This window comes from Bacillus haynesii (assembly GCF_014042035.1).
GTDB lineage: Bacteria > Bacillota > Bacilli > Bacillales > Bacillaceae > Bacillus > Bacillus haynesii.
In genome coordinates this window covers 2,421,873-2,434,826 of sequence record NZ_CP059494.1, presented here as the reverse complement: position 1 = coordinate 2,434,826, position 12,954 = coordinate 2,421,873, and the positions used below count along the sequence as shown (strand labels likewise).

Annotated in this window: 4 protein-coding genes, 2 tRNA genes and 1 rRNA gene; all 7 read left to right on the top strand. The window is 45.1% G+C overall.

Translation table 11 applies throughout. From position 1 onward, the window contains the following. The first annotated feature begins 370 nt into the window (after window positions 1-370). Window positions 371-1,447 (top strand): response regulator, encoded by a 1,077-nt coding sequence (locus tag H2R00_RS12015; RefSeq protein WP_182069198.1) that lies wholly within the window; start codon window positions 371-373, stop codon window positions 1,445-1,447. A 300-nt stretch (window positions 1,448-1,747) separates the two neighbouring features. After that, window positions 1,748-7,687, top strand: coding sequence for a SpaA isopeptide-forming pilin-related protein (locus H2R00_RS12010; protein WP_182069196.1), 5,940 nt, complete (start codon window positions 1,748-1,750; stop codon window positions 7,685-7,687). A gap of 100 nt (window positions 7,688-7,787) precedes the next feature. Beyond that, window positions 7,788-8,420 carry a class A sortase gene (locus H2R00_RS12005; protein ID WP_182069194.1) on the top strand — a complete coding sequence of 211 codons (633 nt, stop codon included), beginning with the start codon at window positions 7,788-7,790 and terminating at the stop codon, window positions 8,418-8,420. A gap of 573 nt (window positions 8,421-8,993) precedes the next feature. Continuing rightward, window positions 8,994-10,415 carry a sugar porter family MFS transporter gene (locus H2R00_RS12000; protein ID WP_154995541.1) on the top strand — a complete coding sequence of 474 codons (1,422 nt, stop codon included), beginning with the start codon at window positions 8,994-8,996 and terminating at the stop codon, window positions 10,413-10,415. A gap of 597 nt (window positions 10,416-11,012) precedes the next feature. Next, window positions 11,013-11,089 (top strand) — tRNA-Arg (locus H2R00_RS11995). Between the two features lie 12 nt (window positions 11,090-11,101). Then, window positions 11,102-11,175, top strand: a tRNA-Gly gene (locus H2R00_RS11990). A gap of 156 nt (window positions 11,176-11,331) precedes the next feature. Further along, window positions 11,332-12,879, top strand: a 16S ribosomal RNA gene (locus H2R00_RS11985). The last annotated feature ends 75 nt before the right edge of the window (window positions 12,880-12,954 follow it).

Here is a 12,954-nt window from a genome sequence, read left to right as displayed (position 1 = left end):
TTTCGGTATAGTGTCCATTCTCCGGTGAGCGCGATGTTCCCATCTTTCTGAAAATCCCATGTTTCCAGATTGATGTTTCCTTGCTTCGCTTCAGGATAGTTTTGATCGGATAATTGATTGTTAATGAACAAGAAAATAAAAAAGAAGCCGGCATAGCCGAGAATAATCGAAATGAAAACAAATAGCTTTTTCAACATGAGCACTCCTCATTCAACCTGCTGCAGTCTTGTCGAATCTTATGAATATTGTACTCTTAAATGTTAACAAACTACAAGATTAAGAAAATGAATCCAACTAAATAGGGCCATAGACATGATATAATCATTATAATAATTTCCAGATGATTCGATGAAAATGGGGTGGGTGTGTCGTGAAAGCGTTAATTGTGGATGACGAGGAACTGGCATTGCTTCATTTTAAAAATATGCTTGAACGAACAAATTGCTTTCGATCCATTGAAATGTTTCAAGATCCGGCTGATGTTCTGGAGTTACCGGATTTTCAGGATATAGACACGGTGTTTCTTGATATCGAAATGCCGGGGATCAACGGGATTGAGCTCGCTGAAGCGATTCAATCGCTGAATGAAAACATTCAGGTTGTTTTTATCACGGCCTATAACGATTTTGCCATAAAAGCGTTTGAATTAAATGCGATGGATTATTTGCTCAAACCCGTCGATTACGTCCGGCTCGTGAAGACGGTTAAACGGATCAGGGAAAACAGCTTGCTAAAGACTTCAGCGGAAAATGCCGGAGGGGACTATTTCATCCAATGTTTTGGGAACTTGCAATTTTACAAAACGGAGAAGGGTGTCAAAACATATATACCCGTTAAGTGGAGAACGTCCAAAGCCCGCGAAATTTACACGTATTTGCTTCATCATCACGGCCATGTGATCAGCAAAGACGTGTTGATCGACCTGTTCTGGCCTGATCACGATGTCTCTAAAGCAAGCACCCAGCTATATACGGCGATTTATCAAATCAGAAAATTAATCAAAAGGCTTCCTTTCGGCCAATCCATCGAGAAGACTGACACAGGATATGTCCTCCGGATTTCCGGTGTAAAAGTGGATGCTGACGAATGGGAGAAGTCGCTGAAAGAGGCTCCTCCAATCCATATGGCGACGATCAACCGGCACATGGAATTGCTGCTTGCATACGAAAACCATTACTTTATGGAACACGGCTATTTGTGGGCAGAACCGGAAAAGACGCGGCTTGCCCGGATATGGCTTGGAAAAGCTTATGAACTGGTCGATTTCCTTATTCATGAAAAAGACTATCGCCGGGCGCTTGATATATGTCTGCTGATCGAGAAAATCGAACCGTTCGATCATAAAATCATCCAATACAAGATGCAGCTGTTTAATAAAACCGGGAATGTTGAAGCAGCGATCAAGGAGTATGAACGCTACAAACAAATGAAGGACAAAATGAATTAAAAGGTAAACATGAGGACCGGATCAGCCGGTCTTTTTTTTATGCCATTTTGAGCTTACATGCCGATGTTCAGAAATTGTATAGTTCCATCCCATACAATGTAGTTTGGTTCGGATGATGTCAGCTGAAATTAAGCAAAATTCATACCCGCGACATCTTGATTACCGCCGCTAAACATACAGCAACGATTTTAAAAGCCTGTCATTCTGCAAATAGAAAAGAATTTTCAGGAGGGAGGCCGTCCTTTTCCAGGCTCAATCGATCCGTACACAAAAACATCATAAAAGGGGAGGAATCACAATTTGAGATCGAAAAAATATTCGTTCAGCCTCAGCAAAAAAAGAGGGCTGAAATCATTTTTGATCACTTGCCTGGCATTGTATTTGATCTTCAGTCAAGTTGTCGGCTTTACGCTGACGGCAGTGGCTGCCGGCACATCAACAGACGGCAGCGTGTTTTTTGATTCAGTGACAATCAAAAACAGCGAAGATCAAACGGTTGACGGCTCAAAGGGAGACGAACCAGCATTAAAGCCGGGTGACAGAGTGACACTCACATACGAGTGGTCGTTAAAAAACGATGAAGAAGCCGGCGCCGAAAACAGTTTCACTGTAGAGGTACCTAAAAGCTTCGAATTCGCTCAGGATGCCGAGGGAGATGTAAAATCCGCAGATCAGCAGATCATCGGCAGCTATCAAGTGAAAGCGGACAGCAATATTTTAACCGTAACCTTGAACAGCTCAGCCGAGGTTTCTGCCGGGGCAAAAGGGTCCATCGCTCTGTCAGCAAAGTTTGCCGCAGATGTGAAAAGCGATACAAAAACGGTCACAGCTCTCTTTCAACTCGGAGCAGGCAAGACGCAGCAAGTGATCATACCCGTGAATACAGGTTCCGAATCTGAAACGGCGAAAAACGATGCTCCGTCATCTGAGGACGATCAGGCAGCAGCAGACGATCAATCAAAATCTTCAGGAGGACAGGACAAAGAGGAAGCGAAGACTAAAGCAGCTGCCGACGCTGAGAGCAGCGATTCAAAACCGGCAGCATCTTCAAGAGCAGCGGCAGCCGGAAGCCTTGCGTCCGGTGGCAATCAAATCACCCAAAATATTTTAACCGGCGTGACGCTGACGGATGAGCACGGAAAGCCTTATGACAAAAGCAACCGAGCCGACACGAATTCTCCGGCGAAAATTTCAATTGCTTGGGACATCCCGAATGAGCTCGGAAAGACGATAAACGACGGTGATCGCTATGAATTTGATCTGCCTGAAGCTTTTATCATGTACAACGATATTATGAATCAGCCATTAAGCTCAGACGGCATCACGTACGGCTATTTTTCAATTGATACAAAAGGCCATGTTGTGATGACGTTTAACGGCGAAGTGAAAAAAGATTCGAATGTCAAAGGGACGTTGTTTGTCAATACGCAGTTTAACGCGCAAAAAATAAAAGGCTCGACGACTCAAAAGATTCCTTTCCCGGTGAAATCAGACACTCCGGAGGTAACGGTTTATTTTAAACCAAACGTAAGCAAAACCATTGATAAATCCGGAACTTTTGATAAAGGCATCAACCCGGGGCAAGTCACCTGGACAGTCGACCTCAACAAAAAATTGGATCAAGTCAAAAATGCCAAGCTGACCGAGAACTTTCCGGAAGGATTGATCTATCGTTCTGTCAAAGTTTATCAATTAGATGTCAACATAGATGGTTCAGTCAGCCAGGGAGATGAAGTTCTTTCAGGCTACACCGTGGACTCAGATGGGAATGTCACATTTGACGGTGACATTGATTCGGCTTATCGCCTGATCTATGTGACGGACATCGATGACTCCGCAAAGCCGGACGAAGGCGGAAACGCTGCATTCACAAATAAGGCGACATTCGGCGGAGACAATCTGGAACCGGCTTCTGCAGAGGCCTCTGTCACAGCCAAATACGGGAAAATGATTGAAAAATCGTCGACAGGCTATAAAAGCGATTCACAGACTTTCAGCTGGACGATTTTATATAACTATGGGGAGAAAAAGATTGACGAATCCAAGGCGAGTATAACGGACTCGTTCGGTTCCGATGATTTGCATCTTGTTTCAGATTCCTTAAAGGTGATTCCGATTACTTTCAATCAGAACGGAAGTGAGCAGGCGGGAACGCCTCTAACGGAAGGCAAAGACTATACGCTCTCCGATAAAGGAAGCGGGTTTGAAATCAAATTTAACCAAAATGTTACCGGAGCTTACAAAATCACGTATCAAACCGAGGTCAACAGCGGAGTGATCATCGATAAATCAACAACATATACGAACACCGCAGTGACCGGAACAGGGGAATCAAAGAAAGCTTCAGGTACAGCCATTCAGCAAAATTTGATAAAAGGCTATTCAAACATTGATTACCAGAAGAAAACGGTCGATTGGACGATCACAATCAACAAAAACAACTACACCATGAATAACTGGAAGTTGGATGACAATTTCGAAAGCGGCGGGCTCACACTCCTCGACGGATCATTCCGTCTTCAGGATGTGACGAATAACAAAACGCTTGAAGAAGGCAAAGACTATACATTGACAATAAAACCGGATCATGAAGGTTTTCTCCTGGAACTCATCGGAGATTATGCGACAACAAACAGCCAGTTTAAGATCACTTATACGACGAATATGAATGCTGACTTTTCCAACGAAAATGTCAAAAACACGGCTGAATCAACCTGGACTGATCACAGCAACACTGAACGCAGAAATAAGGAAGCGAGCAGTTTTACGCCGAATCGCCAGACATCCCACAACGGCTTCAAAAACGGCTCATATAACGCTGTTTCAAAAGAAATCACATGGAAAATCGGCATCAACTATAATGGAGAGCCGTCAAAGAATCCATATATTAAAGATTCTTTAGCAGATGACCAGCAATTTGTTAAAGGATCGGTTGTCGTGAAGAGCTATAAAGTCAATAAAGACGGTTCCATCACAGAAGGAGACATCCTGCCCGCTTCCCAATATGATATGGAAGAACCGTCGGCTGACAATAAACATACTTTGACTGTCCATTTAAAAACGGACGATTCTGTCCCGTATCTTATTGAATTTAAAACATCGCTTAAAGGACAGGTCATTAAGCATGAACCTTACACCAACAAGGCGACATACCATAATGCCGGATATTCAGAGCGTGAGTTGACGGCATCCGTTTCGGTCGCAGACGGAGGGAGCCTCGTTTTCAAAGGAGGCAAACAAAACGGAGGTTATGTCGATTGGAGCATCAATGTCAACGCGAGCCAGTCGGTATTGGAGGACGTAAAAGTCACCGATACTCCGGATACCAACCAAATTTTAGCTGAAGATTCTTTTAAAGTTTATCAGGCTAAATATGATGAAAAAGGTGCAGTCAAAGACAGCAGCGGAAATCTTGTCCCAGATGATGTTCAGCTTCAGAAAGGCGAAGACTATACACTGGATATCAAGACCGACAATGCAACAGGAGAACAATCATTTGTCCTGAAATTTATAGGCGATTACAAAAAAATCGATCGCGCCTATGTTATTCAATACCAATCATTAATCAATATTGCCGGCACGAGCGGCCATGTTCACAACAAAGTGTCGATTTCGGGAACGAATGTTCAGGAACAGACCCAGGAAAACAACAGCTCGGTCTTTGTTGCCGTTTCAAGCGGCGGCGGTTCAGGCTCAGGTGAAAGAGGAAGCCTGACAATCCTTAAAACGGGAAAAGACGGAACGCCGCTTTCCGGAGCAGATTTTCAATTGCGGACAAAAGATAATGAGCAGCTCCTGCGGACAGGAACGACTGACGACGACGGCAAGCTGACATTCGGCAATATCCGCTACGGCACTTACATTTTAAAAGAGATCAAAGCGCCTGACGGATATACGATCAGCGACGCTTATGCAGACGGGGTCTCCGTTGAGATTAACAGCAGCTCTTCCAGTGCCGGAGCGTATTACAAAGTCGTGAATGAGAAGAATAAGGTGACGCTTATCAAACAAGACGAACAAAAGAATCCTTTGGAAGGAGCCGTGTTCAAGCTGGAGAAAAAATCCGGCGATGGCGCCTTTACGACAATACGTACGAATATTAAGAGCGATGAAAACGGAAAAGTTGAGATCAACGGTTTGCCGCCCGGCGATTATCGTTTGCTGGAAACGAAAGCTCCTGAAGGATATCTCTTAAATACAAAAGAAATCAGCTTCTCCGTCAAAACGAATGATAAGAATCAAGTGCCTGACGTTGATTTAGGAACATTGATCAACTATAAAGGCAGAGCACATTTAACAAAAGAAGATGCAGAAGGCCGTCAATTAGAGGGGGCTGAATTCAAGCTCATCGATCATGAAGGCAAAACCGTTCATGAAAAGCTCACTTCCGATGAAGACGGGAAAATCGCGGTATCTGATCTTGCGCCTGGCCGCTACGCATTTGTCGAAACAAAAGCGCCCGATGGCTTTGTGTTAAACAGAAAGGAAATTGAGTTTACAATATCTGAATCCGCAGAAGAAAAACCTGAATCCGTGGACGCAGGCACAGCCGTCAACTATAAAGGTTCGGTTTATTTGACAAAAGAAGATGCCGAAGGCCATACGCTCAAGGGTGCTAAATTTAAGATCGTTGATCATGAAGGGAATACCGTTCATGAAAAGCTCACTTCCGATGAAGACGGGAAAATCGCAGCTTCAGGCCTTGCGCCGGGCCGCTATGCTTTCGTGGAAACGAAGGCGCCTGAGGGCTATATGTTAAACACCGATCAAATAGAATTCACCATCCCGGGCTCAGCTGAAGGGAAACCGGAGCCGATTGATGCAGGCGCAGCCGTTAATCATAAAGGCTCGGTTCATTTGACAAAAGAAGATGCGGAAGGCCGCAAGCTTGAAGGAGCCTTCTTTAAGATCGTAGATCAAAACGGAAATACCGTGCAGGAAGAACTGGTCTCAGATCAAAATGGAACCGTTACAGCTTCAGGTCTGGCACCTGGGCAATATGCTTTCGTAGAAACGAAAGCGCCCGATGGTTTTGTATTGAACAGCGGGAAAATCAAGTTTGTCATCCCGGATTCCGCTAAAGGAAAACCTGCACATGTAGATGCGGGCACAGCGGTTAACTATAAAGGTTCTGTTTATTTGGAGAAAAAAGATGAAGACGGCAATGGATTAGAAGGAGCCGTGTTTAAAATCATTGACAGCGATGGCAAAACAGTCAGAGACGATTTGATCTCTAAAGAAGGCGGCAAAATCGAGGTTGCCGGTTTGGCGCCGGGAAGCTATCAATTTATTGAAAAATATGCTCCTGACGGCTACCTGCTGTCAACAGATCCGATCCCGTTCTCCATTACCGGGGTGCACGAAGGTGAGCCGAAACAGGTTGAACTGACAGCTATCAACAAGAAAAACAGCGTTGTGCTCACAAAAGTCGGCCAGGATGACAAGGGCGCCGGACTTCAGGGGGCGGAGTTCAATTTGACAGATGAAAATGGCAAGGTGCTGAAAACCGGTTTGGCAACAGACGCCGACGGTCGGCTCACAGTGTACGGCCTCAAGCCTGGTAACTACCAGTTTGTCGAAACAAAAGCGCCTAAGCATTATCAATTGGATGAAACGCCAATATCGTTCACAGTCAAAAATACTGATACAAAGCCAATCCAAATGACTGCAGAGAACCACTTGACACCGGGCGATGTGAAACTGACGAAAGTGGACCGCAACGATAAAAAAGCCGTTTTGAAAGGAGCCGAATTCAAACTGCTCGATGCCGATGGAAAGCTTGTTAAAGCCGGAGGCAACAGGAAAAAGCTGCCGGCAGTCTGGACTACAGATCAAAACGGGCAGTTCACAGCGGAGGGATTGGCACCTGGACGCTATCAATTTGTCGAAACGAAGGCTCCTGATGGTTACAAGCTGGATGAAACACCGATTCCTTTTGAAATTAAAAAAGGACAGACAAAACCGATTGAGGTGATCGCGTCCAATGAAAAACTGAAAACGCCGGCTGCTGACAAAGGCACACCGGATCGCAACCCAGGGGGCCCTAAAACAGATAACAAAGGCACGCCGGACCGCAATTCGAAAGAAGATCCTAAAACAAATGACAACGGTCATTTGAAAGATATGCTTCCGAAAACAGGTGACACAGATAGCATCATTCCGATCATGATCGGAATCCTGCTGATTCTGTCTGGAGGAGCCTTCGCTTTCTTCACAAGAAAGAAACAAAGAAAGGCGTAAACGAATCATTGAAGCACCTGATCATTGAACCGGTCAGGTGCTTTTTTGAAAAAACCGGCATTCGTTCATTTGACATTAAGGCTAGAAAGGACTGTGAGGCATGTATAAAAAAATGATCGTTGCCGTGCTTGGCATATCAGGTATACTCTTCGTCTTATCTCCTTTCATTAAAGAAAGCATCATCATCAATCTCAGCAAGAATAAAAGTTTTGAATTGACTGCTGAACAGGCGGAACAAAACAATGCGCAAAAGGCGTCATTTGATTTTGACGCGATTCAGCCGCCTTCTTTTATGGAAACAGTAAAAGCCGGTCTCGATCGTGAGTCGAGAGCGGTCATCGGCCGGATCACCATAAGCAGCGTCAATATCAAGCTGCCGATATTGAAAGGCACAACCAATCAAAATCTTCTTTACGGAGCGACAACAATGCGTCCTGATCAGAAAATGGGAGAAGGAAACTACCCGCTGGCCGGACATCATATGAAGCGGGAGAGCCTCTTATTCGGCCCCCTTATCAACATTGAAAAAGGGGATACCGTTAAAATCACAGATTTTAAAAAAGACTATATATACGCTGTAACGTCCAAACAATTCATTTCTGAAATCGACACAGATGTGATTCAAGAGACGAAAGAAAACGAAATGACGCTGATTACATGTGACAAAGCCGTGAGAACCGAAGGACGCCTTGCGGTTAAAGGAAAGCTGATTCATGTTGCTGTTCACAGATAATTGAATGTCCGCTGCAGGCAGACAAAAATACTGAGGGGGAAGCCTCTTGGTATTTTTTTATTGACTGAAATTCTACACATCACAAAAAAGTGACAAAAAGATCACTATAAAGTGACAAAAGTGAAAAAATGCTGATAAATAATAAAAAAAGAAAATGAAGCTATGCGAATCGGCTTAAATTCCTATCATTACGCAATTATTAGCGTTTTTTCTAAATGAAAAAAGATAAATTTTCTGAAATTTATGTTGACTGAAAGCGCTTTTAAAATTATGATAATATCAGACCTAACAAAGATGTGCCAAAAACATCACTATAACCTAACAATATGTATTTAAGCGGAATAAAAATGAAAGCGATTCCAAAATATTCCGTAGTGGGTAATTGGTTGTACGGAAGCTCCGGCTTCCATCAAAATAAAATTTTTAATTTTCTGTTAAGGGGGGTTGCCGGGGCGAGACTTTCAAAAGTTAGATATGAGGCTTTTAGGAAAAGAAGTGAGCTCCTTTTAAGGATGTTTCGAAAACCTTTGGAATAAATCAATTTTCATATAAACAAAGGCGGGGGAAATAAATATGAATGAACAGGGAAATCAGAAATCATTTTTGCGTACTATTATTTTAGTCTCGACGTTCGGCGGGCTTCTATTCGGATATGATACCGGAGTGATCAACGGAGCCTTGCCTTATATGTCTGAAGGAGATCAGCTGAACCTGACTGCATTTACAGAAGGGCTGGTCGCAAGTTCGCTTCTCTTGGGAGCTGCATTGGGAGCAGTGTTCGGCGGAAGGCTCTCCGATTATATCGGACGCCGCAAGAACATCATTTTTCTAGCTGTACTTTTCTTTTTCTCGACGCTTGGATGTACGCTTGCGCCTGATGTGACGATTATGGTCATCTCTCGGTTCCTGCTTGGAGTTGCCGTAGGGGGAGCATCTGTTACGGTACCGACTTACTTGGCTGAAATGTCTCCTTCAGAAAAAAGGGGACGAATGGTTACCCAAAATGAATTAATGATTGTCTCCGGACAGCTCTTGGCATTTACTTTCAATGCCATCCTTGGAACCACAATGGGCGATTCTTCACATGTTTGGCGTTACATGCTGGCCATTGCCGCCGTCCCGGCTGTATTCTTGTTCTTTGGTATGCTGAGAATGCCTGAAAGTCCGCGCTGGCTCGTCTCTAAAGGGAAAAATGAAGCGGCGCTGGGCGTTCTGAAAAGAATCCGCGAGGAAAAAAGGGCGCATTCGGAAGTTGCTGAAATCGAAGCTGCGGTCATGAAAGAATCGGAAATGAAAAAGGCGAATTATAAAGACTTGGCTGTTCCGTGGGTGCGCCGTATCGTATTTCTCGGAATCGGGATCGCCATCGTTCAGCAGATTACCGGTGTAAACTCTATCATGTACTACGGAACAGAAATTCTCAAAAACGCCGGATTTGAAACAAAAGCTGCACTGATCGGAAATATTGCAAACGGTGTCATTTCAGTTTTGGCGACATTCGTGGGGATTTGGCTTTTAGGGAAGGTCGGACGCAGACCGATGCTGTTGACTGGTTTAATAGGGACAACATCAGCTTTGCTGCTTATCGGCATCTTCTCAAACGTCCTTCAAGGTTCAGCTGCTCTTCCGTATGTCGTACTTGCACTGACTGTAACCTTCCTTGCATTCCAACAAGGCGCCATTTCTCCTGTAACATGGCTCATGCTTTCTGAAATATTCCCGCTTCGTGTGCGCGGCCTCGGGATGGGCGTCACTGTATTTTGTTTGTGGATCGTTAATTTCTTTGTCGGATTTTCGTTCCCGATACTGCTTGATGCGATCGGGCTGTCATCGACATTCTACATTTTTGTCGGACTTGGACTTCTTTCCATTGCATTCGTGAGAAAATTCCTTCCTGAAACAAAAGGTCTCACGCTTGAACAGCTTGAGCATAATTTCCGCAACTACAAATCGGAAAAAGCAACAAGCGATGCAGGCGCTAAAATCAGCGGATGACAATTTGAATTTTAAGGGACATGCAGGTGAAGTTATAGATAAGGTATTTTAAGTTTACAGGCAGAAATCTTTACGTAACAAAGATTTCTGCCTGCATTTTTGTATACACTGCGCAAAAGTAATGTATCCGGAGGCGTCTTGAGGATCTCCTAAAAGCAGTTCTGAAAATAAAACCTTCATTAAATGACCGTGGAAGAGTGATGTCGAGGTTAATGATTTATAGCTTCGGTTCCGTATATATCTTGATGAAGTGGGGAACATTCAATAAAACATCACATAAGATGAAAAGGTCCAGTGAAACGTCATCTATTATAAATGGCTGGAAGCATTATTTTTTTAGAGGTATAAAAAATGAAAAAAGGTGTTGACGGATGTGTTGGAGACATGATATATTATTATTCGTCGCTGAGACAACGAAGTTACAGCTTCAAAACACAGATATGATATACATCATTTAAAGGGTGTACAAAAGCCTTAAAATGTGTATAATAGATAAAGTCGAAATAAAAAAGACTTCATTCTTTCGGCAGAAAAACTTCAAAAAACTTCTTGACTTCAACTGATATTCATAGTATTATAGTTAAGTCGCCTGATGAAGCGCCCGTAGCTCAATTGGATAGAGCGTTTGACTACGGATCAAAAGGTTAGGGGTTCGACTCCTCTCGGGCGCGCCATATATTCGCAATGCGGGTGTAGTTTAGTGGTAAAACCTCAGCCTTCCAAGCTGATGTCGTGAGTTCGATTCTCATCACCCGCTCCAATTTTAGAATGATCTTTGAAAACTAAACAAGACAAACGTACCTGTTAATTCATTAAATAAATCGCACATGCGAATGTGCGTAGTCAGGGGCCTGCACGATGCAGGTCATGCAGATGTTGTCACAGGATGTGACGAACTTAATCTGCGCTCCATTATTTCATGGAGAGTTTGATCCTGGCTCAGGACGAACGCTGGCGGCGTGCCTAATACATGCAAGTCGAGCGGACCGACGGGAGCTTGCTCCCTTAGGTTAGCGGCGGACGGGTGAGTAACACGTGGGTAACCTGCCTGTAAGACTGGGATAACTCCGGGAAACCGGGGCTAATACCGGATGCTTGATTGAACCGCATGGTTCAATTATAAAAGGTGGCTTTTAGCTACCACTTACAGATGGACCCGCGGCGCATTAGCTAGTTGGTGAGGTAACGGCTCACCAAGGCAACGATGCGTAGCCGACCTGAGAGGGTGATCGGCCACACTGGGACTGAGACACGGCCCAGACTCCTACGGGAGGCAGCAGTAGGGAATCTTCCGCAATGGACGAAAGTCTGACGGAGCAACGCCGCGTGAGTGATGAAGGTTTTCGGATCGTAAAACTCTGTTGTTAGGGAAGAACAAGTACCGTTCGAATAGGGCGGTACCTTGACGGTACCTAACCAGAAAGCCACGGCTAACTACGTGCCAGCAGCCGCGGTAATACGTAGGTGGCAAGCGTTGTCCGGAATTATTGGGCGTAAAGCGCGCGCAGGCGGTTTCTTAAGTCTGATGTGAAAGCCCCGGCTCAACCGGGAGGGTCATTGGAAACTGGGGAACTTGAGTGCAGAAGAGGAGAGTGGAATTCCACGTGTAGCGGTGAAATGCGTAGAGATGTGGAGGAACACCAGTGGCGAAGGCGACTCTCTGGTCTGTAACTGACGCTGAGGCGCGAAAGCGTGGGGAGCGAACAGGATTAGATACCCTGGTAGTCCACGCCGTAAACGATGAGTGCTAAGTGTTAGAGGGTTTCCGCCCTTTAGTGCTGCAGCAAACGCATTAAGCACTCCGCCTGGGGAGTACGGTCGCAAGACTGAAACTCAAAGGAATTGACGGGGGCCCGCACAAGCGGTGGAGCATGTGGTTTAATTCGAAGCAACGCGAAGAACCTTACCAGGTCTTGACATCCTCTGACAACCCTAGAGATAGGGCTTCCCCTTCGGGGGCAGAGTGACAGGTGGTGCATGGTTGTCGTCAGCTCGTGTCGTGAGATGTTGGGTTAAGTCCCGCAACGAGCGCAACCCTTGATCTTAGTTGCCAGCATTCAGTTGGGCACTCTAAGGTGACTGCCGGTGACAAACCGGAGGAAGGTGGGGATGACGTCAAATCATCATGCCCCTTATGACCTGGGCTACACACGTGCTACAATGGGCAGAACAAAGGGCAGCGAAGCCGCGAGGCTAAGCCAATCCCACAAATCTGTTCTCAGTTCGGATCGCAGTCTGCAACTCGACTGCGTGAAGCTGGAATCGCTAGTAATCGCGGATCAGCATGCCGCGGTGAATACGTTCCCGGGCCTTGTACACACCGCCCGTCACACCACGAGAGTTTGTAACACCCGAAGTCGGTGAGGTAACCTTTTGGAGCCAGCCGCCGAAGGTGGGACAGATGATTGGGGTGAAGTCGTAACAAGGTAGCCGTATCGGAAGGTGCGGCTGGATCACCTCCTTTCTAAGGATATTATACGGAATATAAGACCTTGCGGTCTTATAGACAGGTGCGTTTAGATCTTGTTTAGTTTTGAAG